Source organism: Lentzea tibetensis, assembly GCF_007845675.1.
GTDB classification, from domain to species: Bacteria; Actinomycetota; Actinomycetes; order Mycobacteriales; family Pseudonocardiaceae; genus Lentzea; species Lentzea tibetensis.
The window spans coordinates 31,090-57,566 of sequence record NZ_VOBR01000012.1 but is presented as its reverse complement, the minus strand read 5'-3'; the positions used below and the strand labels follow the sequence as shown (position 1 = coordinate 57,566).

The 26,477-nt window shown below is 71.4% G+C and carries 24 protein-coding genes; 18 read left to right on the top strand and 6 right to left on the bottom strand.

Annotation, left to right across the window (positions count from 1 at the left end):
* Positions 1-63: 63 nt before the first annotated feature.
* Positions 64-3,177 carry an ATP-binding protein gene (locus FKR81_RS19825; RefSeq protein ID WP_146353590.1) on the top strand — a complete coding sequence of 1,038 codons (3,114 nt, stop codon included), beginning with the start codon at positions 64-66 and terminating at the stop codon, positions 3,175-3,177.
* Positions 3,178-3,242: 65 nt separating this feature from the next.
* Here FKR81_RS19825 and FKR81_RS19820 read toward each other — a convergent pair whose 3' ends face one another.
* The gene (locus FKR81_RS19820; RefSeq protein WP_235921662.1) at positions 3,243-4,013 is read right to left on the bottom strand and encodes an AfsR/SARP family transcriptional regulator; all 771 of its coding nucleotides are present in this window, start codon (positions 4,011-4,013) and stop codon (positions 3,243-3,245) included.
* 369 nt (positions 4,014-4,382) lie between these two features.
* Between FKR81_RS19820 and kdpF the strand changes: the two genes are divergently transcribed.
* The 7 genes from kdpF to FKR81_RS19785 all read left to right on the top strand — a co-directional run bounded on the left by kdpF (position 4,383) and on the right by FKR81_RS19785 (position 13,318).
* Positions 4,383-4,484 carry a K(+)-transporting ATPase subunit F gene (gene kdpF / locus FKR81_RS19815; RefSeq protein WP_146353588.1) on the top strand — a complete coding sequence of 34 codons (102 nt, stop codon included), beginning with the start codon at positions 4,383-4,385 and terminating at the stop codon, positions 4,482-4,484.
* Positions 4,484-6,106: a potassium-transporting ATPase subunit KdpA gene (gene kdpA / locus FKR81_RS19810; protein ID WP_146353587.1), complete on the top strand. Its 1,623-nt coding sequence runs from the start codon at positions 4,484-4,486 to the stop codon at positions 6,104-6,106. Before kdpF ends, kdpA begins: the two co-directional genes overlap by 1 nt.
* 38 nt (positions 6,107-6,144) lie before the next feature.
* Positions 6,145-8,094, top strand: coding sequence for a potassium-transporting ATPase subunit KdpB (kdpB, locus tag FKR81_RS19805; protein ID WP_235921661.1), 1,950 nt, complete (start codon positions 6,145-6,147; stop codon positions 8,092-8,094).
* A gap of 1 nt (position 8,095) precedes the next feature.
* Positions 8,096-8,617 carry a potassium-transporting ATPase subunit C gene (locus tag FKR81_RS19800; protein ID WP_146353585.1) on the top strand — a complete coding sequence of 174 codons (522 nt, stop codon included), beginning with the start codon at positions 8,096-8,098 and terminating at the stop codon, positions 8,615-8,617.
* A complete protein-coding gene (locus FKR81_RS19795) occupies positions 8,601-11,168 on the top strand; it encodes a sensor histidine kinase (RefSeq protein ID WP_146353584.1) in 2,568 nt (855 codons plus the stop codon). The genes FKR81_RS19800 and FKR81_RS19795 overlap by 17 nt, the downstream gene beginning before the upstream one ends.
* Entirely contained in the window at positions 11,165-11,845 is a 681-nt protein-coding gene (locus tag FKR81_RS19790; protein WP_146353583.1) for a response regulator, read from the top strand. Before FKR81_RS19795 ends, FKR81_RS19790 begins: the two co-directional genes overlap by 4 nt.
* A gap of 84 nt (positions 11,846-11,929) precedes the next feature.
* The gene (locus tag FKR81_RS19785; protein WP_146353582.1) at positions 11,930-13,318 is read left to right on the top strand and encodes an MFS transporter; all 1,389 of its coding nucleotides are present in this window, start codon (positions 11,930-11,932) and stop codon (positions 13,316-13,318) included.
* Positions 13,319-13,321: 3 nt separating this feature from the next.
* Here FKR81_RS19785 and FKR81_RS19780 read toward each other — a convergent pair whose 3' ends face one another.
* Positions 13,322-13,846, bottom strand: coding sequence for a hypothetical protein (locus FKR81_RS19780; protein ID WP_146353581.1), 525 nt, complete (start codon positions 13,844-13,846; stop codon positions 13,322-13,324).
* A 139-nt stretch (positions 13,847-13,985) separates the two neighbouring features.
* On the opposite strand from FKR81_RS19780, the gene FKR81_RS19775 reads away from it, so the two are divergent.
* The 3 genes from FKR81_RS19775 (at position 13,986) to FKR81_RS19765 (ending at position 16,015) form a co-directional block, all read left to right on the top strand.
* Entirely contained in the window at positions 13,986-14,831 is an 846-nt protein-coding gene (locus FKR81_RS19775) for a hypothetical protein (RefSeq protein ID WP_146353580.1), read from the top strand.
* A 19-nt stretch (positions 14,832-14,850) separates the two neighbouring features.
* On the top strand, positions 14,851-15,342 hold the full coding sequence (locus FKR81_RS19770; RefSeq protein ID WP_146353579.1) for a pyridoxamine 5'-phosphate oxidase family protein: 492 nt from the start codon (positions 14,851-14,853) through the stop codon (positions 15,340-15,342).
* Positions 15,343-15,442: 100 nt separating this feature from the next.
* Positions 15,443-16,015, top strand: a complete 573-nt coding sequence (locus FKR81_RS19765; RefSeq protein ID WP_146353755.1) for a hypothetical protein — start codon at positions 15,443-15,445, stop codon at positions 16,013-16,015.
* A gap of 4 nt (positions 16,016-16,019) precedes the next feature.
* Here the strand turns inward: FKR81_RS19765 and FKR81_RS19760 are convergent, their stop codons facing one another.
* A complete protein-coding gene (locus tag FKR81_RS19760; protein WP_222598334.1) occupies positions 16,020-16,367 on the bottom strand; it encodes a hypothetical protein in 348 nt (115 codons plus the stop codon).
* A gap of 261 nt (positions 16,368-16,628) precedes the next feature.
* Between FKR81_RS19760 and FKR81_RS19755 the strand changes: the two genes are divergently transcribed.
* Positions 16,629-17,501: an alpha/beta fold hydrolase gene (locus tag FKR81_RS19755; RefSeq protein WP_146353578.1), complete on the top strand. Its 873-nt coding sequence runs from the start codon at positions 16,629-16,631 to the stop codon at positions 17,499-17,501.
* Positions 17,502-17,532: 31 nt separating this feature from the next.
* On the opposite strand, the gene FKR81_RS19750 is transcribed toward FKR81_RS19755, so the two are convergent.
* The gene (locus tag FKR81_RS19750) at positions 17,533-18,243 is read right to left on the bottom strand and encodes a TetR/AcrR family transcriptional regulator (protein WP_146353577.1); all 711 of its coding nucleotides are present in this window, start codon (positions 18,241-18,243) and stop codon (positions 17,533-17,535) included.
* Between the two features lie 76 nt (positions 18,244-18,319).
* Between FKR81_RS19750 and FKR81_RS19745 the strand changes: the two genes are divergently transcribed.
* Both FKR81_RS19745 and FKR81_RS19740 read left to right on the top strand, forming a co-directional pair.
* Complete coding sequence (locus FKR81_RS19745; RefSeq protein ID WP_146353576.1) at positions 18,320-19,777, top strand: FAD-dependent oxidoreductase; 1,458 nt, start codon at positions 18,320-18,322, stop codon at positions 19,775-19,777.
* Positions 19,774-20,232 carry a DUF6640 family protein gene (locus tag FKR81_RS19740; protein WP_146353575.1) on the top strand — a complete coding sequence of 153 codons (459 nt, stop codon included), beginning with the start codon at positions 19,774-19,776 and terminating at the stop codon, positions 20,230-20,232. Before FKR81_RS19745 ends, FKR81_RS19740 begins: the two co-directional genes overlap by 4 nt.
* A 60-nt stretch (positions 20,233-20,292) precedes the next feature.
* Here the strand turns inward: FKR81_RS19740 and FKR81_RS19735 are convergent, their stop codons facing one another.
* The gene (locus tag FKR81_RS19735) at positions 20,293-20,967 is read right to left on the bottom strand and encodes a hypothetical protein (protein WP_146353574.1); all 675 of its coding nucleotides are present in this window, start codon (positions 20,965-20,967) and stop codon (positions 20,293-20,295) included.
* Complete coding sequence (locus FKR81_RS19730; RefSeq protein WP_146353573.1) at positions 20,964-21,314, bottom strand: hypothetical protein; 351 nt, start codon at positions 21,312-21,314, stop codon at positions 20,964-20,966. Before FKR81_RS19730 ends, FKR81_RS19735 begins: the two co-directional genes overlap by 4 nt.
* 150 nt (positions 21,315-21,464) lie before the next feature.
* On the opposite strand from FKR81_RS19730, the gene FKR81_RS19725 reads away from it, so the two are divergent.
* From FKR81_RS19725 to FKR81_RS19710, 4 genes are all read left to right on the top strand, one after another.
* Positions 21,465-23,429, top strand: coding sequence for a sensor histidine kinase (locus tag FKR81_RS19725; RefSeq protein ID WP_146353572.1), 1,965 nt, complete (start codon positions 21,465-21,467; stop codon positions 23,427-23,429).
* A complete protein-coding gene (locus tag FKR81_RS19720) occupies positions 23,426-24,082 on the top strand; it encodes a response regulator transcription factor (RefSeq protein ID WP_186763056.1) in 657 nt (218 codons plus the stop codon). Before FKR81_RS19725 ends, FKR81_RS19720 begins: the two co-directional genes overlap by 4 nt.
* A gap of 145 nt (positions 24,083-24,227) precedes the next feature.
* Positions 24,228-24,695 carry a hypothetical protein gene (locus FKR81_RS19715; RefSeq protein ID WP_146353571.1) on the top strand — a complete coding sequence of 156 codons (468 nt, stop codon included), beginning with the start codon at positions 24,228-24,230 and terminating at the stop codon, positions 24,693-24,695.
* Positions 24,696-24,845: 150 nt separating this feature from the next.
* Positions 24,846-26,441, top strand: coding sequence for an FAD-dependent oxidoreductase (locus FKR81_RS19710; protein ID WP_146353570.1), 1,596 nt, complete (start codon positions 24,846-24,848; stop codon positions 26,439-26,441).
* Positions 26,442-26,477 lie beyond the last annotated feature (36 nt).

Sequence of the window (26,477 nt, the reverse complement as noted above, 5' to 3'; positions counted from 1 at the left end):
TTCAACTCCTATGTACAACGGGAAAGGCGCAGCCGCTCGAGCGGGATGGGGCAGACTTGGTGAGTGGAAGGCACGTTTGTCGGTCGTGGTCATGAGCTCGAGGTGCTGGCCGCGGCAAGAGCGCGGGCGAGGAGAGGTCGCCGCCAACTCGTCGTGGTGAGCGGTGAGGCGGGCGTCGGCAAGACCTGGTTCTGCGAACAGGCGTCGGCGGCGGCTCAGCGCGACGGCTTCGAGGTGGTGTGGGGCCGGTGCTGGCCGCACGGTGGCGCACCCGCCTTGTGGCCGTGGCCCGCCGTCCTGCCCGCGCTGGCCGGTCCCGCGGGTTCCAGTCTGCTGGCCGCGGACTCCGGCCGGGACGGCGTCGACCCGGAGCGCTTCGCCCGGTTCGCCGCGGTGGCCGAGCTGCTCACCGAGACCCGCGCGGACAAACCGACCATGATCGTCGTCGACGACGTGCACTACGCCGACGAGAGCGCGCTGCTGCTGACCCGGTTCCTCGCGGGCGCACTCGACCGGCTCCCGCTGATCATGATCCTCACCACCCGCAACACCCCGGTGGAGAGCGGCCAGACAGCCGACGCGCTGCTCGGCGAGCTGCGGGCGACCGCGGCGACGATCACGTTGCGGCGCTTCGACATCGGCGACGTCGAAGCGCTGCTGGAGGCGCACGGTCAGCCCAGACCGGACCGCACCACGGCCAGGACGCTCATGCGCGTCACCGGCGGCAGCCCGCTGTACCTCGCCCGCGCGGTGGAGCTCGGCTGGACGGGATCCGGGCCGGCGACCCTCGAGCACGCCATCACCGAAGCCGTCACCCGGCTGTCGCCACCGCACCGCGGCATCCTCGCGTGCGCCGCCCTGCTCGGCGTCGACGGCACCACGGGCGAGATCGCGAGCCTCGCCGGCCGATCACCCGGCGAGGTGCTGGAAGCGCTCACCGCGGCCTCGGACGAGGGACTGCTCGACCTGACGCCGAACGGGTTCCGGTTCCACGACCTCGTCCGGGAGGCCGCACTCGGCCAGTTCGACACCGTGCGGCTGCTCGACGCGCATTCCCGTGCCGCGGCCATCCTGACGGGCAACCCCGAGCGAATCGCCCACCACGCGCTCGCCGCCGCCGTCCGGTCCGACGCCGACACCGTGATCGCGATCAACGCGTGCCGCGCGGCCGCCGAGTCGTTGCGCCGCGGCTACGCCTACGAGCGCGCCGCGGACCTGCTCGGCAGGGCGGCGGCGCTGGCACAGCAGAGGCAGGACCTGCCGGGCCGCGCCGAGCTGCTGGTCGAACACGCCGACGCGGTGCTGGCCTGCGGACGGTTGAGTCACGCGCGAGCGGAGTTCGAGGACGCGACCGAGGCCGCCGAGCTGACCGGTGATCCGGTGCTGACCGCCAGGGCCGTGCTGGGGCTGGGCGGTGTCTGGGTGCACGAGTACCGCAACGCGGCCGTCCGGGCGCACGTGCTGGCCAGGCAGCGGGCCGCGTTGGCCGCGCTGCCGGAGCACGAGCGGTCGTTGCGCTGCCGGCTCGCGGTGCGACTCGCCGCCGAGGCCGTCTACGAGGGCGCACCGGTACCGGAGGTGCTGGACGCGCTGGACCGGACCCGTGCGACCGGTGACCCGCACGCGGTGGCGGACGCGCTCTCGCTGACCCACCACGCGTTGCTCAGCCCCGAGCACGCGGCGATGCGGCTGCCGCTCGCCGAGGAGCAGATCGCGGCGGCCTCGGCGGCAGGCGACGGGATCCTCGCGCTGTTCGGACTGCTGTGGCGCACCACCGACCTGTACCTGCTCGGCGATCCGGAGGCCGAGCGATCGCTGACCGAGCTGCGCCAGCGGTCGGCCACGCTGGGCGTGGCCAGCACCGGTTACATCGTGGCGTGCATGGACGTCATGCGGCACATCCGGGCCGGCCGGTTCGGTGCGGCGGAGGCGGCTGCCGGGAGCTGCCTGCGGCTCGGCCTCGCGGTCGGCGACGCCGACTCGGTCGGCTACCACGCCGCGCAGCTGCTGAACATCCGGTGGTACCAGGGGCGGGACGCCGAGTTGGCCGACCTCGTCACCAACACGCTGACCTCCGCCACCCTCGCTGTCGGCGAGTACGGCTTCCGGGCGTCGGCGGTGATGGTGCTCGCCCGCGACGGCCGGGAGGCCGAGGCGAGGGCGGCTTTGGCGCCGCTGCTCGGCATGGGGCTGGCCAACATGCCGAAGTCGAGCACCTGGCTGGCCGCGATGGTGGTGCTCGTCGAGGCCGCCGCGCTGCTGAACGACCCCGCGCTGGCCGCAGAGGTGGCCGGCCTCCTGCGGCCGTTCGCCCACCTGCCGGTCACGGTCTCGCTCGCGGTGTGCTGCCTGGGTTCGGCCTCCGGTGCGCTCGGTGTCGCGTCGCTGATCGCCGGGGATGCGATGGCCGCGGTCGAGTACCTGACCAGAGCTGTCCAGACCAACCTCCGACTCGAGAACCGACCGGCGACCGCGCTCAGCCGGGCGCGGCTCGCCGAGGCGCTCGTCGCGCGTGCCAAACCGGGTGATCTCGCGCGGGCCCGTGCCCTGCTCGCGCAGGCGATCGACGAGGCGGCGGCGATGGACCTGTCCGAGCGCGTGCACGAGTGGACCGCCAAGGCCGAGGCGCTGGCACCGTCGACGACGCCCGCGGTGCTGCGCTGCGGCGGCGGTGAGTGGTCGGTGCGCAGCGGTACGACCTGCTTCGACCTGCCGGACCTGATCGGCATCGACTACGTGGCCCGGCTCCTCGAGCAGCCGGGCGAGGACATCGCCGCCGTCGAACTGGTCGGGTCGGCGGTGCTGGCCGGCAGGCACGAGCTGCTCGACGACGCGGCCGTCGACTCCTATCGAAGACACGTGCGCGACCTCGAGCAGGCCATCGAGGACGCGGAGGCCAACGCGGATCCGGGCAAGGCGCAGCGGTTGCGGTCGGAACGGGACGCGGTGATCGCGGAGCTCGCCCGCGCGATGGGACTCGGCAGCAAGGTCCGCGGCTTCGCGTCCACGCCCGAACGAGCGCGCACCGCCGTGCGCAAGGCCATCAAGCGGGCACTCGACGCCATCAGCGAGCACGACCCCGTGCTCGGCGGCGAACTGTGCGCCGCCATCACCACCGGCGGCGTCTGCCGCTACGCGCCGTCGTCCCGCGAGTGGCGCGTCGAAAGGGCTCCCTAGCCGCGCGCCGCGGAGCGAGCTTCCCCAGCTGGGAAAGCTCGCTCCACGGCACAGCTGGGCTCGTGTCACGCCGAGATCACGTCTGCCCGCAGGATGGAGACGTGCAGGTCACGGGTCGCGGCGACCGGGAGCGTGCCCAGCTCGGCGGCCAGCGTGGCGCGCAGCCGCTCGTAGGCGAGGAGTGCCCTGGCCGGTTCGCCGACCGCGACGTGGGCGCGCATCAGCATGCCGTAGGCGCGTTCGTCGAGCAGATCCGCCGTGATCGCGGCTTCGGCCAACGTCTGCGCTCGCGCCGAGAGTCCTTCCCGCAACGCGCATTCCGCACCCGTGTGCCGGCCGCGGCGCAGCAGCTCGGCCTGCCTGGCACGGGCCCGGTCGGCCCACTCCGACGACGGGTGGTCGGCGAGCACCGGACCCCCGCCGATCAGCTCGAGCGCCTGCTCGGCGGCGAGCAACCCGGCCCGCGGCTGACCGCTGCCCAGCGCGGCCTCCGCCTGTGCCACCAGGTCGGCCGCGTCGTGCAGGTCCACCCCGACCGCGTTTCCCAGCCGGTATCCCTGCCGGCCGCCCGCGATCACGTCCGGCCCGAACTTCGCCCGCAGCCTGCTGACCAGCGTCGCGACGTTGGCCTCCGGTTGCCGCGGCGGCTCGTCTCCCCACAGCTCGTCCACGACGGTTTCGACGGTGACCAGCCGTCCGTGCGACGCACCGAGCAGCGCCAGCAGGGTTCTCGCCTTGCGGCTCCCCACGTCGAGCGCTTCCCACGTGCCGTTCACCCCGTGCACGGCCACCGCACCGACCAGCCGAACCTGCCAGCTGCCCGCGCGGTACCGCACCTGGGTCAATCCACCCCTGTTTTCACCCATACCTCCAAGGCGTGACACGGGTGTGCCACGGCCGTGCCATCACCGTGCCGCGCGTGCCCCCCTGCGGCACACCGAGGTGGATCACGCCCGGTGACCGCCGTGGCCTCGTCGGGATGAGACCGGGGTCTCGTCGGCATCAAGAACGCGTAAGGGACGCCGCAACAGGTGTCAAGGTGTCGTCAGAGCAGCCAAAACCCCCACTTCGGTGATGCACGCTTTCGGCCGTCGGAACCACTTGTCGTCGGAAGGGAGCGCGCTCATGGCCGACCTGGCCTACGCGTTGCTGCTGATCGGGGTTTTCCTCCTGCTGGCGCTCACCGTGCGCGGACTGGAGAGGTTGTGAGCGGCACCGGCCTGCTCGCGAACGCCGTCGGCGGCGTCCTCGCGTTGCTGCTGATCGTCTACTTGTTCATCGCTCTCATCAGGCCGGAGAAGTTCTGATGTCTCCCACAGCGGCCGGCCTGGTGCAGGTCGGCATCCTCGTCGTGGCACTGGCGGTCGTGCACCGGCCGCTCGGTGACCACATGGCCCGCGTGTACTCGGCGACGAAGCACTCGAAGCTCGAGCTCGCGATCTACCGGCTGGGCCGGGTGGATCCCGATGCCGGACAGAAGTGGAGCATTTACGCCTTCGGCGTGCTCGGCTTCTCGTTCGTGAGCGTCGTCGTCCTCTACGTGCTGCAACGGATCCAGTCCGTCCTGCCGTTCGACTTCGGCCGCGGCGACGTGCCGCCCGGGATGTCGTTCAACACGGCGATCAGCTTCGTGACCAACACGAACTGGCAGTCGTACGTCCCGGAGACGGTCATGGGCCACACAGTTCAGATGGCTGGCCTGACGGTGCAGAACTTCGTGTCCGCCGCGGTCGGCATGGCCGTCGCGGTCGCGCTGGTGCGCGGGTTCCTGCGGCACCAGAGCGACCGGCTCGGCAACTTCTGGGTCGACCTGGTCCGCGGCGTCGTGCGCATCCTGCTGCCGATCTCCTTCGTGTTCGCGATCGTGCTGATCGCGCTCGGCGTGACGATGAGCCTCAAGTCCGGTGTGCACGTCGACGGTCAGCTCGTCGCGACCGCGCCGGTCGCGTCGCAGGAGGCCGTCAAGGAGCTCGGGACCAACGGCGGCGGCATCCTGAACGCCAACTCGGCGCACCCGTTCGAGAACCCGAACGCGTGGTCGAACCTGGTCGAGATCTTCCTGCTGCTGGTGATCCCGGTGTCGTTGACCCGGACGTTCGGCACGTTGGTGGGCAACAAGAAGCAGGGTTACGTCCTGCTCAGCGTGATGGGCCTGATCTGGTCCGCGATGCTCGCCGTCATCTGGGTGGCCGAGGCGAACGGCCTGCGCCCGTTGGAGGGCAAGGAGCTCCGCTTCGGCGTTCCGGGGAGCGCGATCTTCGCCAACTCGACCACGAGCACCTCGACCGGTGCGATCAACTCGTTGCACGACAGCTTCACCGGGCTCGGTGGCGGCGGCACGCTGCTGAACATGCTGTTCGGCGAGATGACGCCGGGCGGTGCCGGCACCGGCCTCTACAGCATCCTGGTGATGGCGATCATCGCGATGTTCCTGGCCGGCCTGATGGTCGGCCGCACGCCCGAGTACCTCGGCAAGAAGCTGGGGCGCGAGGAGGTCACCGCCGCGGCGGTGTCGATCCTGGCGATGCCCACCGTGCTGCTGATCTTCGCGGGAGTCGCCGCGGTCCTGCCGAGCACCGGCGCCGCGCTGAACAACCCCGGCTCGCACGGGCTCTCGGAGATCCTCTACGCCTACGCGTCGGCGTCGAACAACAACGGCAGCGCGTTCGCGGGCATCACCGTGACGAACGACTGGTTCCAGTCGTCGCTGGGCGTGTGCATGGCGTTCGGCCGGTTCCTGCCGATCGTCGCGGTGCTCGCGCTCGCGGGATCCCTCGCGGCGCAGAAGAAGGTGCCGGTCACCGCGGGCACGCTGCCCACGACAGGTCCGCTCTTCGCGACGCTGCTGGCGGGCACCATCGTGCTGGTCGCCGCGCTCACGTTCGTCCCCGCTCTCGCTCTCGGTCCCATCGCGGAGGCCCTGCTGTGACCACGACGATCGAGAAACCCGTCGCGCCGAAACCGAAGGTGGTGGCCAGGGGACACCTGGCCGACGCCGTGCCCGACGCGTTCCGCAAGCTCCACCCGCGCCACCAGCTGCGCAACCCCGTGATGTTCGTGGTGTGGGTCGGCTCGCTGCTGGTCACCGTCTTCGCGATCAGCGACCCCCGCGTGTTCACCGCCGCGGTCGCGGTGTGGCTGTGGTTCACGGTTCTCTTCGCGAACCTCGCCGAGGCCGTCGCCGAAGGCCGGGGCAAGGCGCAGGCCGACTCGTTGCGCAGGACCAAGACCGACGCCGTGGCGAGGCTGCTCGACGGCGACGTGCTGCCGGGAGCCGAGCTGAAGATCGGTGACCTGGTCGTGGTCGAGGCGGGCGAGGTCATCCCCGGCGACGGTGACGTCGTCGAGGGCATCGCGACGGTCGACGAGTCCGCGATCACGGGCGAGTCGGCGCCGGTGATCCGCGAGTCGGGCGGCGACCGGTGCGCGGTCACCGGCGGCACCACGGTGCTGTCCGACCGGATCGTCGTCCGCATCACGACCAAGCCAGGTGAGTCCTTCGTGGACCGGATGATCGCGCTGGTCGAGGGTGCGGAACGGCAGAAGACGCCGAACGAGGTCGCGCTGACGATCCTGCTGTCCACGCTCACGATCATCTTTCTGCTCGCCGTGGTGGCGTTGCAGCCGTTCGCGATCTACTCCGGTGGCGAGCAGTCGGTCGTCGTGCTCACCGCGCTGCTGGTGTGCCTGATCCCGACCACGATCGGCGCACTGCTGTCCGCGATCGGGATCGCGGGCATGGACCGGCTGGTGCAGCGCAACGTCCTCGCCATGTCCGGCAAGGCGGTCGAGGCGGCGGGCGACATCGACACGCTGCTGCTGGACAAGACCGGCACCATCACCTGGGGCAACCGGCGCGCCACCGAGTTCGTGCCCGTCGACGGCGCGTCGCACGACGAGCTGGTCGCGGCCGCGCGGCTGGCGAGCCTCGCCGACGGCACGCCGGAAGGCCGGAGCATCCTCGACCTGACGGGCGGACAGCCCGCCACCGAGCACGAGAAGACCGGCGACTTCGTCCCGTTCGCCGCGCAGACCCGCATGAGCGGCATCGACCTCGGTGACCGCCGCATCCGCAAGGGCGCCGCCTCCGCGTTCACGCTGACCGCACAGGCGCGCGAGGTGGTCGACGAGATCAGCGAGCAGGGCGGTACCCCGCTCGTCGTCGCGGAGAACGACGTCGTACTCGGTGTCATCCGGCTGTCCGATGTGGTGAAGCCCGGCATGAAGGCGCGCTTCGCCGAGCTGCGGGCAATGGGCATCCGCACGGTCATGGTCACCGGCGACAACCCGTTGACCGCCAAGGCGATCGCGGCAGAAGCAGGCGTCGACGACTTCCTCGCCGAAGCCAAGCCCGAGGACAAGATGGCCCTGATCCGCGAGGAGCAGGAGGGCGGCAGGCTCGTCGCGATGACCGGTGACGGCACCAACGACGCGCCTGCGCTCGCGCAGTCGGACGTGGGCGTCGCGATGAACACCGGCACGTCGGCCGCGAAGGAGGCAGGCAACATGGTCGACCTCGACTCGGACCCGACCAAGCTGATCGAGATCGTGCAGATCGGCAAGCAGCTGCTGATCACGCGCGGCGCGCTGACGACGTTCTCCGTCGCCAACGACCTCGCGAAGTACTTCGCGATCCTGCCCGCCATGTTCGCCGCGATCTACCCGCAGCTCGGCCTGCTCAACATCATGGGGCTCGCCACGCCGCAGTCGGCGATCCTCTCGGCGGTGATCTTCAACGCGCTGATCATCGTGGTGCTGATCCCGTTGGCGCTCAAGGGTGTTCGCTACACGCCGTCCAGCGCGTCGGCGCTGCTGCGGCGCAACCTGCTGATCTACGGACTGGGCGGCATCGTCACGCCGTTCGTCGGGATCTGGCTGATCGACCTGCTGGTGCGACTGATTCCCGGGATCGGATGACATGAACAACTTCGTCAAGCAGTCACTCGCGGGGCTGCGCGTCCTGCTGGTGCTCACCGTGCTCACCGGGGTGCTCTACCCGGCCGCGGTGTGGGCGGTGTCGCGGGTGCCCGGCCTGCACGGCAACGCGGAGGCGGTCGGCACCACGCTCGTCGGCGTGGACCGCGAGGGCGACCGGTGGTTCCACACGAGGCCGTCCGCGGCGACGCTGCCCGCGTCCGGGGGCTCCAACAAGGGTGAGCTGAACCCCGACTACGACCAGGTCATCGCCGAGCGCCGAACGGAGATCGCGCGGCGCGAGGGTGTCGCGGAGGACCAGGTGCCGCAGGACGCGGTGACCGCGTCTGCGTCCGGACTCGACCCGCACATCAGCCCGGCGTACGCCGCGTTGCAGGTGCCCCGCGTGGCACGGGCGACCGGCCTGCCCGAGGAGGAGGTGCGCGAGCTCGTCGCGGAGAACACGAGCACCGGATTCACCGAGACTGTCAATGTGACGGCGCTCAACCGTGCACTCGAACGGTGAGGTGAAGCGCGGCGAGCTGCGCATCTACCTCGGTGCGGCTCCCGGTGTCGGCAAGACCTTCGCCATGCTCGGCGAGGCTCACCGGCGCCGGGAGCGCGGCACGGACGTCGTCGTGGGCCTCGTCGAGACGCACGGCCGGGAGAAGACGGCCGACCTGCTGGCAGGGCTGGAGATCCTGCCCCGCGAGGAGATCCACCACCGCGGCGCCGGCTTCACCGAGATGGACGTCGACGGGCTGCTGGCCCGCGCGCCCGAGGTGGCCGTGGTCGACGAGCTCGCGCACACCAACGTCCCCGGCAGCCGCAACGACAAGCGCTGGCAGGACATCGAGGAGCTGCTCGACGCGGGCATCGACGTGCTGTCCACGGTCAACGTCCAGCACCTCGAGTCGCTCAACCACGTCGTGCAGCGGATCACCGGTGTGCGGCAACGGGAAACCGTGCCGGACGAGGTCGTGCGCCGCGCCGAGCAGATCGAGCTCGTCGACGTCACTCCCGAGGCGCTGCGCCGCAGGCTGGCCCACGGCAACATCTACGCCGCGCACAAGATCGATGCTGCGCTGGGCAACTACTTCCGGGTCGGCAACCTCACCGCGCTGCGCGAGCTGGCACTGCTGTGGGTGGCCGACCAGGTGGACGTGGCGTTGCAGCGCTACCGGTCCGAGCAGCGGATCACCGACACCTGGGAGACCCGCGAACGCGTCGTCGTGGCGATCACCGGGGGAGCGGAGAGCGAGACCCTGATCCGCCGCGCCCGGCGGATCGCGGTGCGCGCCGGTGCCGAACTGCTCGTCGTGCACGTCATGCGCGGCGACGGCCTCGCGGGCCCCGCACCGGAGGTGGTCGCCAAGTGCCGCCGGATCGCCGAGGACCTCGGCGCGACGTTCCACTCCGTCGTCGGTGACGACGTGCCCACCGCGCTGCTGGAGTTCGCCCGCGGGGTGAACGCCACGCAGCTCGTGCTGGGCACGTCCCGGCGCTCCCGGCTGGCGCGGGCGTTCGACGAGGGCATCGGCTCCGCGGTCGTGCAGGCGTCCGGCCCGATCGACGTGCACATGGTCACCCACGACGAGGCCCGCCGCGGGCTGCGCTGGAAGATCGGGCGCAACGCGCTGAGCCGGTCGCGGCGCAGCGCGGGCTGGGCGGCGTCGGCGGTGCTGCCCGCCGCGGTCACCGGGCTCGGCCTGCTGTGGCAGAACGGACTGGACTACTCGACGGACCTGGTCGGGTTCATCCTCGCCACCTGCGTCGTCGCACTGATCGGCGGCCTCGGCCCCGCGTTGTTCGCCGCGTTCATCGGCGCCGGGCTGCTGAACTTCTTCTTCACGCCGCCCTGCTACAGCCTCGCGGTCAACGACCCGCGGAACGTGATCACCCTGGTGGCGATGGTGATCGTCGCCGTGCTCGTCGCGCTCGTCGTGGACCGGGCCGCCCGGCTGGCCGAGCAGGGAGCGCGGGCGCGCACCGAGGCGGCGCTGCTGGCCTCCTACGCGCGGACCGTGCTCACCAGCCCGTACCCGCTCGCCAGGTTGCTGGAGAAGGTGCGGGAGAACTTCGGGCTGGAGTCAGTCGCACTGCTGGAGCGCCGCAACGGCGGCTGGGAACGGGTCGCCTGCATCGGCCCGCGGCCGTGCGACGAGCCCGACGAGGCGGACGCGGACGTCGCCGTCACCTCCGACGTGCACCTGGCGCTGCGCGGCCCCACCCTGCCCGCGAGCGATCAGCGGGTGCTGGAGGCCGCCGCCGGGCAGGCGCTGATGGCGTTGCGGCAGCAGCGGATGGCCGCCGAGACACTCGATGCGCAGCGTCGTGCCGAGACCACCGAACTGCGCACCGCGCTGCTGTCCGCCGTCGGCCACGACCTGCGCACGCCGTTGACGTCCATCAAGGCCGCGATCGGCAGCCTGCGCGACCCGGAGCTGCGTCTGTCCACAGAGGACGTCTCGGAGCTGATGGCGACCGTGGAGGAGTCGGCGGACCGGCTGACCGGGCTGGTGGACAACCTGCTGGACTCGTCGCGGCTGGCGACCGGCGCGGTGGTGCCGGTGATCCGGCCGGTCGGCTACTACGAGGTGGTGGCCAGTGCGTTGTCCGGCGTCGAGGAACGACGCGCCGTGTCGGTGAACGTGGACGAGCAGCTGCCACCGGTCCGCGCCGACCTCGGCCTGCTGGAACGCGTGGTCGCCAACGTCGTCGACAACGCGCTGCGGCACGGACGCCTGTCGCCGCGCCGGCTCGTCGACGTGGACGGCGACGGGCGGGTCGCCGACGACGAACCCGAGGTGGCGGTGCGCGCGAGCGCGCACGGCGACCACGTGGAGCTGCGCGTCGTGGACCACGGGCGCGGGTTGCCCAAGAAGTCCGGCGGCCGCGTGTTCACGCCGTTCCAGCGGCTCGGCGACCGCGACGCGACACCCGGCGTCGGACTGGGACTGAGCGTGGCCAAGGGTTTCACCGAGGCGATGGGCGGCGAGATCACCGCCGAGGACACACCGGGTGGCGGGCTCACGATCGTGATCTCGTTGCCCGTTCACGAGGAGACGCCGGCATGACCTCGGTACTGGTGGTCGACGACGAACCGCAGATCGTCAGAGCGTTGCGCATCAACCTCACCGCGCGCGGGTACCACGTCATGACGGCGTACGACGGCAGAACCGCGCTGAGCGTGGCCGTCGAGGCGAAACCGGACGTGGTCGTGCTCGACCTCGGACTCCCGGACATCGACGGCGTGGACGTCATCGCCGGCCTGCGCGGGTGGACGGCCATCCCGATCATCGTGCTGTCCGCGCGCACCGAGTCCGCGAGGAAGGTCGAGGCGCTCGACGCGGGCGCCGACGACTACATGACCAAGCCGTTCGGCATGGACGAGTTGCTCGCCCGGTTGCGCGCCGCCGTGCGCCGGTCCGCCAGCGCGCAGGTGGCCGACGACCCGGTGGTGCGGACGGCGACGTTCACGGTGGACCTCGTGGTCAAGAAAGTGCACCGCGGTGACGCCGAGGTCCACCTGACGCCGACGGAGTGGGGCCTGCTGGAGATGCTCGTCCGCAACCCCGGCCGTCTCGTGTCGCAGAAGCAGCTGCTGCGGGAGGTGTGGGGACCGTCGCACGTCGGCGAGTCCCAGTACCTCCGGGTGTACATGGCGCAGCTGCGGCGCAAGCTCGAACCGGTGCCCGCCCACCCGCGCCACCTGATCACCGAGCCCGGCATGGGATATCGCTTCGAGCTCTGATGTGGTTGGAGGCAAGGGGAAATCACGGCAGGGTCATCCGGAGCGGGTGAGGACGTCTCCTCGCCGATGCCGCACCGTGGAGCGATGCCCCAACCAGGTCGTGTGGCGGCCCGCGGGATCGTGCTGCCGCTGGCGCTGAGCCAGTTCATCGCGAGCTACGCCGCCACGAACATGAACGTGGCCATCAGCGCGATCGCCGCGGACATCGGGACGACGGTGTTCGGTGTGCAGACGGCGATCACGCTGTTCACCCTCACGATGGCGGCGTTGATGGTGCCGGGCAGCAAGCTGACCGACATCTGGGGACGCAAGACGTGCCTCGTCGCCGGGCTCGTCGTCTACGGGGCGGGCGCGGTGCTGGCCACGTTCGCTCAGGGGCTCGGGCTGCTGATCGCGGGGTACTCGCTGCTGCAGGGCATCGGCTCCGCGTTGCTGATCCCGCCGATCTACATCCTGATCACCGTGGCGTTCGACGACGTCGCGGCCAGGGCGCGGTACTTCGGCGTGGTGAGCGGCGCGGCCGGTCTCGGCGCCGCCGCCGGGCCGTTGGTCGGCGGTCTCGTCACCACCCAGTTCGGCTGGCGCGCGTCGTTCCTGCTGCAGGTGCTGGTCGTGGCGTGGATCGTGGTGCTGGCCCGCCGGATCGTCGACCCGCCGCGTCCCCGGCCGCTACCGCGGTTCGACGTGCTCGGGGCCGTGCTCGCGGCGGCGGGCATGGTCCTGCTGGTCGGCGGCGTGCTGCGGACCGCGGGCGCGGGGTGGACCGGTGGGCCGCTCGCGTGGATGGCCGCCGGACTCGCCGTGCTGGCCGGGTTCGCGGTGCACATCAGGGCGCGGGAGAAGAAGGGTGAGGCCCCGCTCTGCTCACCCGCGCTGTTCCGCGACCGGACGTCGAACCTCGGCCTGGTGACCCAGCACCTGCAGTGGCTCGTCCTGCAGGGATCGTTCTTCGTGATCTCCGTGTTCCTGCAACAGGTTCGGGGCTACAACGCGATCCAGACCGGCCTGGTGCTGGTACCCGCGACGATCGGCATCCTGCTGTCCTCGGCCGCCGCGCCCCGTCTCGCGCGGCGGCACTCCCAGCGCAGGCTGATCCGCGCCGGGTTCAGCACCACGACCGCGGGCCTGCTGCTCCTGCTCGCACTCGCGCGAGCCGACTCGGGCGTGCTGAGCTTCGTGCCCGGTCTGTTCCTGCTCGGCGTCGGGATCGGGATCATGCTGACCGCGTCGGTGAACCTCGTCCAGTCGAGCTGGCCGGACTCGGCGCAGGGCGAGATCTCCGGGGTGTCGCGCAGCGTGTCGAACCTGGGGTCGTCGCTGGGCACGGCGCTCGCGGGCTCGATCCTGACCGGGGCCGCCCACCCCGGCGGGCATCCGTTCGCGGTGGCGCTCGTGACGCTGGGCGGGTTCGCCCTGCTCGGCGTCCTCTCCGCGCTGCTGATTCCCAGGCGCGACCTCACCCGCGAAGGGTGAAGGTCAGCCCACGCCCGAGGAGAGCCGGGCGTTCTCGGCGGCCGCGGTCACCGTCGTGCCGATCCCGCTGAAGAACACGGTCGGCGAGGTGCAGTGACCCTTCACCTGGAAGCCGCCGGACACCTTGTTCACGAACGTGTCCGTGCATTGCCTGCCGGGAGCCATCGCCTCGAGCAGCCGGGCTTCGGCCGCGGCGGCGGACAGCGTGGTGCCGTAGGCGGTGATGAAGTTGGTCGGTCCGCTGCAGGTCATCCCCAGCTCGAACCCGCCGGTGGCGGTCCGGCTCCGGGTGCCGCTGCACGTCGGGCCGACGGTGACCTGGAACCGCCGCAGCAGCAACGCTTCCCGGTTGGCGTCCGACGCGTTGTCGCCGAAGCCGTCGATGAACGCGGTCGGCGAGGAGCAGGTGATGCCGACCATCACCCCGCCCGTGGTCGACCGGGCGGGCTTGGCGTTGCACGGCCCCGCTGCTGCGGCGGGCGCGACCATCCCGCCCATGATCAGCACGACGCCCAGCACGACCTTCACCGTTCGCGATGGTGCCCGCATCAGAGTCCCCCTGCGGTCGAAACGCGCTCGAGCCACCACCCTGGCGCGCACCGAGTTCCGGCGTCAATCGACGAAGCGCCACTACCCCGGTCGATGCGGGTTCGGGGAGAATGGCGGGATGTCGACCGCGGCTGAGTTCGCCATGGCGAAGGTGAGCCGGGTTCGCGACGACCCGGACGCCCGGCTCGCGCTGATGTGCCTGCTCTACAACGGATCCGATGACGAGGTCATGGCGCACCTGCCCTACCGCCGTGCCGCGGTCGCGTTCGTGCGGTGGCAGTTGCGGCGCGGCCTGCTCCGGCCGGGCGCGGGCAGTCCGTGGTGGCGGGCGGTCAACGAGCGCCTGATGCGTGACGGCTGGGAAGCACGCGCACTGGCCGCCGGTTTCGATCCGGCGGGGACCACGCCGAGTGCGTTGGCGTCGTTGGAGTTCGTCCGTGAACCCACCGCGCGCAACTGGTACCGCGCGCACAACGTCAGCATCGTCGCGGCCTATCTGGAGCACCGCGACCTGGCCGAGCGGGAGAGCCGGACCGAGCGGTTCTTCATCAACCTCGTCCTGATGCGCGTGCTCTACGCGCATGCGCTGGTGTCCGCGCCGCGGCTCGCACTCGGCTGGCTCGCGTCCGTCGCGCCCGCGCTCGGCGACCCGCGGGTGAGGATGACGGGACTCTTCCTCTCGATGGCCCGGATCCTGCCCGCCACCTACCCGCTCGGGGACGACGTCGAGCGGTACGTGGCCATCGAGCACCAGCTGGGCCGCCTGCTCGACGTCGGCGTGATCCAGCCCCGCCTGCGGCAGGTCTACGACTGGTCGGCGGCCGAGCTCGGCCTGGTCGGTGTGCGCGACCTGCTGACCGACGGCGTGCCGTCCTACGCGTGGTCCGCGGACGACCGCCTGCCGTGGTTCCCGCGCCCCACGGTCCTGGCGCGGCTGGCCAGGCGCGCTGTGCCGGCGCGCTGAGACCCCTAGGCTCGGGGGCATGGCCACGTGGAACGACTTCGCCCAGGGTGCCCCGCGGATCGCCGACACGTTCGTCCGCAGGCACACCGCGACCGGCAACCTGTGCATGCTCGGCACATTGCGCTCCGACGGGTTCCCGCGGATCAGCCCGATGGAGCCGCGGTTCTTCGAGAACGAGCTCTGGATCGTCGGCATGCCCAACACCACCAAGTTCGCGGACCTGGAGCGCGATCCGCGGTTCTGCCTGCACACGGCCACGGTCGACACCGGCGTGTCGGACGGCGACGCGAAGCTGTTCGGACGCGTCCGCGACGTGCCCGACCCGCAGCTGCACCAGCGGTTCGCCGAAGACCTGTTCGCCACCACGGGGTTCGACCTCCGCGGCCGCCGGTTCGACCGCTTCTACGCCGCCGACATCGTCAGTGCGTCCTCGGTGGGGATGAACGAGGGCCACCTCGACATCCACGTCTGGAAAGAGGGCCAACCGGAACGCGTCGTGCGCAAGCACTGATCCTTCCCAACTCACGCGCCGACCCGCTACGGTCGCTGGAATGCGCATGGGGACGACGCACAGTCGTGGAACGGTCGCATTGGTCAGTGTTCTCGCGGTGATCGCGTCCCTGCTGGTCGGCCCGTTCGGCCACGCGTCCGGCAGCGATGCGTCGCATCAGCAGAACTGTGAATGCGCGACGCCGTCGATCGACCGGTTGCAGCAGTGGCTCGCCAGCGGCGAGGGCACCACCGTGCCCGCGACCGGCAGCCTGCTCGTCCGCGAGCGCGACCGGTACGCGGCCAAGGTGACGTTCCTCAACGCCGAGTGGCACGTGATCGTCGTGTGGCTCGGCAACAAGTTCGAGGCGCAGGCCGATCTCTCCCGGTCGTCCGGCTTCTGGCTGACCTACAGCGCCACCGACGACCTCTACGTCCAGTTGCGTCCCGCCTCGCACTGGAGCGGCGGCGACAAGTGGCTCACGCTCGTTCCGTCGACCCGCGGAAAGCTCGTGCGGAAGTTCTTCAGCTTCGCGCCCGACAAGTGGACGACGCTGCCCGAACTGGGCAAGCCGACGTACTCGCTGGCTTCGGCGCTGACCGAGGCGCGCGGCCTCGTCTTCGTCGGCAAGACCCCGAACGAGCTGGACTTCCGCGGACTGCGCGTCGACGGCTACCGGCCACCGTGCCTGTGAACACTCAGCAGTCGTCGACGCGCCACATGCCGGTCTCTCGCACCCAAGGCTCGCCGCGCTGGTCCAGTTCGGGCTTCGCGTAGGTGTAGGTCACCCGGCCGAGGTCGCCGCTGACCTGATCGATCTTCAACGACGCGATCTCCTGCGGGCCGTACTGCTCGCTCGCCGCGGCGACGAGTTGGAGGAACGCAGCACGCGTCATGCGTTCCCTGCAGCGCTGCGACAGCAGATCGTAGGCCTCGCCCTTCCCACCGAGGTACGCCGCCGAGTACGCGCGGACCGCTGCCTCGAGCTCGACTGCCGCGTCGACCGCTAGTGCTGCGGATGTGTTGGGCGCCGATGTCACGCTCACCTGCGCTGGGGTGGGCGGCTGTTGTTGGCTGCATCCCGCGATGGTCGCGAGCGCTGCCAAGGCCATCGCTGCGCGCATGTGTCCGAATCGCATCACGCATGATCACTACCACAACGCGCCGCGCCAGGCGGCTGTACATCGCGATGGCCGGTGGCAGATCCACTTCATGCGGTCTGCGTGCCGAGTGGAAAGGCTGCCTGTCCGGGCACTCGGGCGTAGGGTTTTCGCTGAGTTCTCGACACGGGAGATGTAGCGACTGCGATGACGACGACGCACCTGCTCGAAACCGCCGAAGCCGACCTCACCTACGACGTGCACGGCCCGCTGCCCGCCGCCGACGGCAGGCCGCCGCTGTTCATGATCGGCCAGCCCATGACCGCCGACGGGTTCGCCACCCTGGCGTCGTTCCTCCCCGACCGCACGGTGGTCACCTACGACCCGCGCGGTCTCGGCCGCAGCACGCGCAAGGACGGCCGGGTCGAGAACTCGCCCGACGTCCAGGCGGGTGACGTGCACGCGGTGATCGAGGCGCTGGGTGCGGGGCCGGTCGAGATGTTCGCCAGCAGCGGTGGCGCGGTGACCGCGCTCGCGCTCGTGGCGGCCCACCCGGACGACGTGTCGACCCTCGTCGCGCACGAACCGCCGCTCATCCCGGTGCTGTCGGACGCCGAGGCCGCGGAGCGCGCCCGTGCGGGCATCCGTGACGCCTACGAGGCCAAGGGGTTCGGCGCCGGGATGGCGGCGTTCATCGCGATGACGGCCTGGCGTGGCGAGTTCACCGACGAGTACTTCGCCCAGCCCGCGGCCGATCCCGTCCAGTTCGGGCTGCCCGCCGAGGACGACGGCGCGCGCGACGACGTGCTGCTGTCCGACCGGTCGTGGGCCGTCAGCAGCTACCGCCCCGACGTCGACGCGCTCGCCGCGGCACCGACGCGCGTCGTGATCGCCGTCGGTGAGGAGTCCGGCGACGTCTTCACCGGACGCACCTCGCTCGCCGCCGCCGAGCTGCTCGGTCTGCAGGCGGTCGTGTTCCCGAGCCACCACGGCGGTTTCCTAGGCCCCGAGTTCGGCTATCCCGGCCAGCCCGAGGCGTTCGCCCAGAAGCTCAGCGAGGTTCTCAGCGAGAAGTCGTGAGTGATCAGGAGGCCTGTGGCACTCCTGATCACTACGACTGGCTTGGTGTGAAGGGGTACGAGCCGAGTCCGGTGTCGATGACGCGTGCCGCGCGGTGAACCGCGGCCGACACGCCGTCGCGAACCTCGTCCAGCCCTTGGTCGCCGTCCAGGTGGGCCCGCAGTGAGCGGGCCTGCACGTCCCACAGCCCGACCAGTGCGGTCGCGGCGATCCGCGGCTCGGGGTCGTCGGCGCTCATCCCGGCGCGCTCGGCCAGTATCTCCGCGGCGACGGTGACCACGCGGTCCAGCGCATCCCGCTGGTGCGCGCGCAATGACGGCGTGGCGCTGACCAGTTCGCCGAAGCGTCGCACCGCAGAGCGCGCCAGCGCCGCATCCTCCTGTCCGGCGAGCCAGGACAGCACGTCCTCCAGTTCGCTGGCCAGGATCCGCAGCACCGCGTCGACGGGTGAAGCGTCGGCCAGGCCCGACCGCAGCGAGACGGTCGTGGCCTCCCAGCGGTCCAGTACCAGCGACTCCTTGGTCGGGAAGTAGTTGAAGACCGTCTTCTCCGACACCCCGCACGCCTCGGCGATCTCGGCCACCCGGACGGCGTCGAAGCCCCGTTCCATGAACAGCTCAGTCGCCGTGTCGGAGAGCTGCTGGCGCATCAGGCGCTTCTTGCGCTCCCGCAGTCCTTCGTCGGCCGGCGGGTGGCCCGCCGGGCCGCGCAGAGCCGTCCAGCTCACCGATCGCGCACTCATGGCTCCAGCGTAGTCCAGCCGCACGATAGTTTCTGCTACTATAGTTTTACAGCTACTGAAACTTTGGAGCCTGCACATGACCACTCCACGCATCGCCATCATCGGAGCCGGACCCGGCGGCCTGCTGTGCGCCCGTGTCCTGCAGCGGCACGGCATCGAGGTCGCCGTCTACGACGCCGACGCCTCTGTCGGTGCCCGTGACGCCGGAGGCACGCTCGACCTCAAGGCCGACTCGGGGCAGATCGCCTTGGAGGACGCGGGTCTCTTAGCCGAGTTCCGCGCACTCGCCCGGCCCGAAGGCCAGGCCAAGACCCGGCTCGACCAGCACGGCACCGTGCTGGTCGCGTACGTCCCCGAGGAACACGACGAGGCAGCGAACGAGATCGACCGCGGGCAGCTGCGGGCGCTGCTCGCGGCGCACCTGGCAGCTGGAACCGTGCGGTGGGGCCACAAGCTGCACGTGGCGACGCCGCTCGGCGGGGGAGTGCACCGCCTCGAGTTCGCCAACGGTGCCGTCGCCGAGGCCGACCTGCTGATCGGGGCCGACGGGGCCTGGTCGAGGGTCCGTCCACTCCTGACCGGCGCCACCCCGGACTACAGCGGCATCTCGTTCCTCGACGCCCGCTTCGACGACGTCGACGTCCGGCATCCCCGCATCGCGAAGCTCGTCGGCGACGGCCACATGTTCGCCAGCGACAACGCCGGACGGGCGCTCATCGGCCAGCGCAACAGCAACGGGCACGTCCGCGGCTACGTCGCCCTGCGCACCGGCCTCGACTGGTGCGCCGACCTCGACCTCGACGACCGGGTTGCCGTGCAACGGTTCCTGCGCGCGGAGTTCGCCGGCTGGTCCGACGACCTGATGCCGTTCATCACCGACGGCGACGGCGGCTTCGTCAACCGCCCGATCCACGCGCTGCCCGCACCTCTGGCGTGGGAGCACCGTCCCGGCGTGACCTTGCTGGGGGACGCCGCGCACCTGATGTCCCCGTGGGGCGGCTTCGGCGTGAACCTCGCGATGCTCGACGGCGCCGAGCTCGCCCGCGCCATCGCGGAGGAGGCCACGGTCGACGAAGCCGTCATCCGCTACGAAAAGGTCATGTTCCCCCGAGCCGGTGAGCACGCCGTCGGCGCCAACGAGGCGATGGAGAGGTTCTTCGCCACCAAGGAGTTCGACCCCGCCGACGTTCCCGACACAGCGGAGGAGCACCGGGCGTCGATGGCGGCCGCCGCCGAGTACCGGCGCCTCAACCCCGCCGTCACCACGTGGACGTTGCGCTTCCGGACACCGAGCGGGGAGAGGCGGAGTGCGCTGGTGCTCGGCACCGGCGGGACGGCAGGCACCCTCGACGGCGTCGCGCTGGAGGAGTGCGAGCTCGCGGGCGACGACCTCAGGTTCACCGCCAAGCTCACCTCGCCCTTCCCGGTGAAGGTCACGTGCACCGCCTCGATCGACGGCGACCGGATGACCGGCAAGGCGAAGGCCGCGATGATGTCGATCGCCTTCACCGGCACCCGTGGCGCGGCGTCGTGAGCACCGCGGGCCGCTCCACTCGACGTCTGGTCGGGAAGTTGCTCATCTCCGCGGTGGCGATCGCCGGGCCGGCCGGGGCGATCGCCGCTGACTGGAACGAGACCCACGTGTTCAACCCGAACTGGCCCCCGCACGCGAAGTTCCACAACGGACAGACGATCGCGCTCGGTTTCGAACTGGCGGCGGTGAGCCTCTGGCAGCTGTGGGGACCGGGGAAGCGATCCCGATCCGCGGTGCGCTGGGCGACGTTGTTCGCCGGCTTCTACTCCGCCACGCAGGTACCCGCGATCCTGTTCCCCGGTGCCGAGTTCACCGATCCCGAGTTCGCCGACCGGCTGCCTGTCGTCGCGGGCGTCCAGCTCAACCAGCTCATGCCCGTCTTCGCCGTGGTCGCGCCCCTGCTCGCGGTGGGATACCGGCTCGCGATGCCTGACGGCACTCCCGAGGCCAACTGATCACTCTCGTGGCCGACCCGGGGTCCACAGTGGACGCCGGGTCGGCCGTGCGAACGGGACCTACTCGGCAGGAGGCTGCCGGAGGAGTGCGATCGCCGCCGCGGCGAAGCCTGCCGCGTTCAGGCCCCACGCGACGAGGTCGAGCGGGTGGCTGACGATCACCACGGCCGCCACGAAGTGCAGCGGTTGCGACACCAGCGTCGCCACGGCCGCCCAGCGCGGCACCGCGCGCGAGCTCCACATCGCCACACCCAGCAGCACCGTGCCGAAGACGTGGCCGACGATGAACACCAGGCCCGCGACGGCGATCGCCGGGTGCACCGACGCGCCGTCGAACAGCTGGGCGGTCACACCGTCGGGCAGTCCTTCCCGCACACCGAACAGCAGGACCGCGTCACCGGACAGCAGCACACCGAGCGACAGGTAGGCGGGGACGAGCAGCAGCACGGCCGCCGCGGTCGTGCGCGGTGCCGCCGCGCGGGTGAGCCCGGCGACCCACAGCACGGCCGGAACCATGGTCAGCATGCCGACGAGGCCCAGCCAGACGGCCAGGGACATGGCGTCCGGATCCGCGGCGACCTTCGCGACGGCCGCGGCCGGGGAGTCCGTCGTGTCGTAGGGGATGACCAGCCGGAGCACGGCGATCGCGGCCGGGCCGACGGGCAGCAGCGCCGCGGCCAGCCAGCGGGACGGACGTCTCGTCCGCGGGGCGGCGGTCAGGAGGCCGGCGGTCATCGCGCACCCGCCGTGACCCGGCTGGCCAGCACGAGGACGATGCCGACGGCCGTGAGCAGCACGCCTGCACCCGCTGCGATGATCGCCGGCTGGGGGACGCCGGGCACGACGGCCGCGGGCACGGCCCCGAGCGCGGACAACGCGCGCAGAACGACCAGCGGGACCACCGCGCGGGTGGCGCCACGCCACGCCGACACCACGAGGACCAGGCTGGCCAGCCCCAGTGCGGCGGCGACCAGCGCGATCGCCATCGGTGGGTGCTCGCCGTCGGTCAGCAGCGGCAGCAACAGGTCGAGCACTGAGAGCACACCGAGCACGATCAGCCCGGCACGCGTGGATCTGGACACTGGACACCTCCGGAGTTCGACTGCGTCCACCGTGCGGCCGGGACACCTCCCCCGGCATGAGGCCGCGTTCCGGGTGAACGAGGAGATCGCCCGGCCGATCCGGGATCACGATCCCGGGACAGCGGGAACCCGAGGGCGGACACTGTCCACATGGCAGTCGGCCGCGCGCTCTCGTCCGGCCTCGGTGCGCTCGCCGTCGCCGAGGTCGGCCTCGCCGTCGCGTTCACGATCGGCGTCGGGTGGTCGTGGCAGCAGGCGCTGAACGCTTTCGTGGTGACCAACTCGGTCATCGGCGCGGCGTTCGCCGCCTGCGGCGCGATCATCGCCTGGCACCGGCCGCGCAACCCGATCGGCTGGCTGTTCGTGGCCGACGGACTCGGCCACGCCACCACCGCGATGGCCGCACCGCTGCTCCAGGTCCTGCACGACGGCGGCGCGCCCGTCGGCCTCCAGCGGCTGGTCGCCACGGTGTTCGCCTACTCGTGGCCGTGGTCCATCGGGTTGTTGCTGCCGCTGGCGCTGGTGCTCTTCCCCGACGGCAGGCCGCCTTCGCCCCGCTGGCGGCCCGTGCTGCTCGTGCTGGTCGTCACCGCCCCGCTGTTCGTGGTGGAGCTCGGAGCGACCCCGCAACCGCTGACGCCCGGCCTGCCCACCGGGTACCTGACCGTCGACTGGTACGACCAGGTCGCTCCACTGTGGATCCTCAGCGAGGTGCGGACGCTGGCCGCGCTGTTCGTCGGGATCATCGCGATGGTCGTGCGGTACCGGCGCGGTGACGACGTGCTGCGCCGTCAGCTGCTGTGGCTGGTGCTGGCCACCATCACCACCGTCGGATTCGTCACGCCGTGGTCGCTCGTGACGGGCACGCCGATCGTGGTGCTGTTCGCCATCCCGCTGATCCCGGTCGCGGTGACCATCGCGATCATCCGGCACCGCCTGCTGGACATCCGGCTCGTGGTGTCGCGGGTGGTCACCTGGCTGCTGCTGTCCGCCTGCGTGGTGCTGGCGTACGGGGTGCTGGTCGCCGTGCTGGACCGGTTCGTGTCCGCGCAGCTCGGCAGGTCGGCGGTGGCGACGATCGTGGTGGCGCTGCTCGTCGCGCCCGTCCTGCCGCGGCTGCAGCGGCTCGTCGACCGCGCGTTGTACGGCGACCGAGGCGATCCCGCACGCGTGGTGTCCCGCGTGGGAGAACAGCTCGCCGGACCGGGGCTCGCGGGCGTCGTGTCCGCGATCCGCACCGCGCTGCGCGTGCCGTACGTCGCGGTCCACACGAGCGACGGACCACTCGCCGAGGACGGCACGGCGCCCGCCGAGGTCGCCGTCGTCCCGCTCGAGTACGGCGGCGCGCCCGTCGGTGAGCTGCGCGTCGGCGTGCGTCCCGGCGAGGGCGACCTCGGGGCGGCGGACCGCGCGGTGCTCGGTCTCGTCGCCGCGCCGCTCGCGGTTGCCGTGCACGCCACCCTGCTGTCCGCCCAGCTGCAGACCTCCCGCGAGAGAATCGTTGCCGCGCAAGAAGAGGAACGCCGCCGGCTGCGCCGAGACCTGCACGACGGCCTCGGCCCCACGCTGACCGGCGTGGCGCTCACCGCCGACGCCGCCACCAACCTCCTCGGCACCGACCCCGCCCGCACGCGGAGCCTGCTGGCGGCGATCCGCACGGACGTCCGCACCGCGATCACCGACGTGCGCCGCCTCGTCGAGAACCTGCGCCCACCCGCGCTCGACGAGCTCGGCCTGCTCGGCGCACTCCGGCAACGGGCCGAACACCTGGCCTGGCGCGCCGACGGCGCCGCGCTCCACGTCCGGCTCGACGTCCCCGACGAGGTCCCGGCACTCCCGGCCGCCGTCGAGGTGGCGGCGTACCGCATCGCCACCGAGGCGCTCACCAACGTGGTGCGGCACTCCGGCGCGTCCGGTGCCGTGCTCCGGCTGCGCTGCACCGACGACCTGGACGTGGAGATCACCGACGACGGCCCGCTCAACGGCCCGTGGCATCCTGGCGTCGGCCTGAACACCATGCGCGAGCGCGCCGCGGAGCTCGGCGGCCGCTTCGACGCGGGCCCGTCGCCCACCGGCGGCCGGGTCCACGTGTCCCTGCCCTTGGTGGTCCCATGACAGCCGCGCCAGAGATCCGGGTGGTGATCGCGGACGATCACCCGATCGTCCGCGAGGGCATGACGGCGCTGCTCACGTCGCTGCCCGGCTTCACCGTCGCGGGTGTGGCCGCCACCGGCCGCGAGGCCGTGCGCGAGGTGGTCGCCACCCGCCCGGACGTGGCCGTGCTCGACCTGCAGATGCCGGACCTCGACGGCATCGCCGCCACGAAGGAGATCGCCCGCGCCGCACCCGGCGTGGCCGTGCTCGTGCTGACCATGTTCTCCGACGACGACTCGGTCTTCGCGGCGATGCGCGCGGGCGCCCGCGGCTACCTGGTCAAGGGCGCCGAACAGGACGAGATCGCCAGGGCCATCCGCGCCGTTGCCGCGGGCGAAGCGATCTTCGGACCCGCTGTGGCACAACGCGTTCTCAGCTTCTTCGCCGCCCCGCCGGCCGCCGCGGACGTGCCGTTCCCGGACCTGACCGGCCGCGAGCGCCAGATACTCGACCTGCTCGCGGCGGGACTGCCCAACGGGGCCATCGCCACCCGCCTCGGCGTCGCGTCCAAGACCGTCGCGAACAACGTCTCCGCGATCTTCACGAAGCTCCAGGTGGCGGACCGCGCCGCGGCCATCATCCGCGCCCGCGACGCGGGGCTCGGCCGGCCCTAGGGCGCGAGAGCGCTCTCAACGTCTGAAAGTCCTGGCATGTAACGAAGTTCAGGACGCGTGGATTGATCTTGGACCGTCGGCCGGAAAGATCATCAACACGGTGAGACTCCTCGCCGGGCAAGTGATGGACTGACGGAACGGGTTGATGCAGATGTCTTACTCGCAACGAATCATGGGCGTGACCGCGGCACTGGCCGCGGTGCTGGGAACGGCGATTCCCGCGTCCGCTGCCGCCGACACGACCCCGGTCGGCACCTGGGACGGCATCGTGACCGTGGCGGACGCTCCGGCGCAGCACGCCACGCTGTCGTTCGCCGCCAGCGGCAAGGCCTGCGTCACGTTCGGCTCGGGTGAAAGCGCCAGCACCGGCGTGGGCACCTGGTCGGCGACGGACGCGGACCACTTCTCGTTCGAGGTCGTGCGCGGCGCGCTCGACCCGGCGGGCAACCCCATCACGGTGAAGGCGAGCCAGCAGGCCGGTCAGGAAAGCGACAACTTCACCAGTTCGGGCGTTTCGGAGATCTTCGCGTCCGACGGCACTCCGCTCGGCTCGTGGCCTTCCAAGGCCTCGGCCACCAGGACGAGCGCGAGCGACCCGGCTGACTGCGTCTGATCGCACCACCGCCACAGGTGCTCGAACCCGGGAGACGGCGGCTCGGGTTCGAGCACCAACGGCCCTGGTCAGGGATTCCAGTGACATTTCAGCGACGAGCAAGATCGGCTGGGCACCATACCGGCGTTGAGGCAGCGAAAGGGGAGCGCGATGAGTGATGGGCATGCACCGGTCTTGGTCGTCGGGGGAAGCGTGGTCGGCTTGTCCACGGCGATGTTCCTCGCCCATCACAACGTTCCCTGCGTGCTGGTGGAGCGTCATCCGTCCACGTCGATCCACCCGCGGGCGGTCGGCTACTACCCGCGGACGATCGAGCTGCTCCGCTCCGCCGGTGTGGCGGACGCGGTGGAGAAGTCCGCTGCGGGGTTCGCGACGCACCGGACCCGTGCCGGCGTCGAGTCGCTGGCCGGCAAGGAGCTCTTCGCCAAGGAGGAGCTCGAGGACGAGGACGCGCTGAGCGACCTCACACCGTGCCGGATGGTTCTCCTGCCGCAGGACAGGCTGGAGCCGCACCTGCGCTACCGCGCGGAGGAGCTCGGCGCGGAACTGAGGTTCGGCACCGAACTGCGCTCGTTCGAGCAGGACGCCGACGGCGTGACCGCGGTGCTCGCCGACGTGGCGACGGGTGCGACGACGACCGTGCGCGCCGACTACCTGGTGGCGGCGGACGGTCCGCGCAGCGCGGTCCGCGAGTCGCTGGGCATCGCCCGCACCGGGCGCGGCGTGCTGTCCAGGCACGTCAGCATCGCGTTCAACGCCGACATGTCCGAGGCGCTGCGCGGGCGCCGGTTCAGCGTCGTGCACGTGCAGAACTCCGTCGTGAGCGGGATTCTGGTGCACGACGACACCCTCACCGAGGGCACGTTCATCGTCGCCTACGACCCGGACAAGGGCGAGAGCCTCGAGGACTTCGGCGACGCGCGGTGCGCGGAGCTCGTGCGCGCCGCGATCGGTGACCCGAGCACGGCGATCCGGATCCGGTCGGTCTTCCCGTGGGACATGGCGGAGCAGGTCGCCGAGCGGTTCGTCGACGGCCGGGTGCTGCTCGCGGGCGACGCCGCGCACGTCATCCCGCCGACGGGCGGCTACGGCGCCAACACCGGCATCGCCGACGCGCACAACCTCGCCTGGAAGCTCGCGATGGTCGTGCACGGCCAGGCGGGCCCGGAACTGGTCGACACCTACGCCGCCGAGCGCGAGCCGGTCGGGCGCTACGTCGCCGGACAGGGTTCGCTGACGCTCGCGGTCCGCTCGAAGAAGGCGACCGAAGAACAGCTGGCCGCCGTCGACGACGCGATCACGGTCACCACGGGCTACCGCTACCGGTCCACCGCCGTGCGCGCCGAAGGCGACCTCGAGCAGGTGACGACCGACCCGCGCGCGCTGGGCGGTGAGCCGGGCGGCCGCGCACCGCACGTGCTGCTGGAGCTGCAGGGTGAACCGGTGTCCACTGTGGACCTGTTCGGCACGGGTTTCGTCCTGCTGGCCGGCGAGCGCGCGGACGAGTGGCTGCGTGCCGCGAACGCGGTGAGCACCGAGCTGGAGGTGTCCGTGGCCGCCCACCGGATCGCACCGGGCTCGCTGCTCGCGGATCCCTCCGGTGGTTGGCTCGCCGCCTACGGCATCGCCGCCGATGGCGCCGTCCTGGTCCGGCCGGACGGGTTCGTGGCGTGGCGTTCGCGGGGCTCCGCCCAGGACCCGGTGCACGAGCTGGCCGCTGTCTTCCGCGCCGTGCTGAGCCGCTGAGCACGACCGAACTTCCCATGGCAACGAGATGGAGAA

Bases quoted from the DNA above. Each gene is read 5' to 3' on its own strand.
- kdpA (WP_146353587.1), top strand. From the start codon at position 4,484: ATGTCTCCCACAGCGGCCGGCCTGGTGCAGGTCGGCATCCTCGTCGTG.
- FKR81_RS19800 (WP_146353585.1), top strand. From the start codon at position 8,096: ATGAACAACTTCGTCAAGCAGTCACTCGCGGGGCTGCGCGTCCTGCTG.
- FKR81_RS19790 (WP_146353583.1), top strand. From the start codon at position 11,165: ATGACCTCGGTACTGGTGGTCGACGACGAACCGCAGATCGTCAGAGCG.
- FKR81_RS19785 (WP_146353582.1), top strand. From the start codon at position 11,930: ATGCCCCAACCAGGTCGTGTGGCGGCCCGCGGGATCGTGCTGCCGCTG.
- FKR81_RS19775 (WP_146353580.1), top strand. From the start codon at position 13,986: ATGTCGACCGCGGCTGAGTTCGCCATGGCGAAGGTGAGCCGGGTTCGC.
- FKR81_RS19770 (WP_146353579.1), top strand. From the start codon at position 14,851: ATGGCCACGTGGAACGACTTCGCCCAGGGTGCCCCGCGGATCGCCGAC.
- FKR81_RS19755 (WP_146353578.1), top strand. From the start codon at position 16,629: ATGACGACGACGCACCTGCTCGAAACCGCCGAAGCCGACCTCACCTAC.
- FKR81_RS19750 (WP_146353577.1), bottom strand. From the start codon at position 18,243: ATGAGTGCGCGATCGGTGAGCTGGACGGCTCTGCGCGGCCCGGCGGGC.
- FKR81_RS19745 (WP_146353576.1), top strand. From the start codon at position 18,320: ATGACCACTCCACGCATCGCCATCATCGGAGCCGGACCCGGCGGCCTG.
- FKR81_RS19735 (WP_146353574.1), bottom strand. From the start codon at position 20,967: ATGACCGCCGGCCTCCTGACCGCCGCCCCGCGGACGAGACGTCCGTCC.
- FKR81_RS19725 (WP_146353572.1), top strand. From the start codon at position 21,465: ATGGCAGTCGGCCGCGCGCTCTCGTCCGGCCTCGGTGCGCTCGCCGTC.
- FKR81_RS19720 (WP_186763056.1), top strand. From the start codon at position 23,426: ATGACAGCCGCGCCAGAGATCCGGGTGGTGATCGCGGACGATCACCCG.
- FKR81_RS19715 (WP_146353571.1), top strand. From the start codon at position 24,228: ATGCAGATGTCTTACTCGCAACGAATCATGGGCGTGACCGCGGCACTG.
- FKR81_RS19710 (WP_146353570.1), top strand. From the start codon at position 24,846: ATGAGTGATGGGCATGCACCGGTCTTGGTCGTCGGGGGAAGCGTGGTC.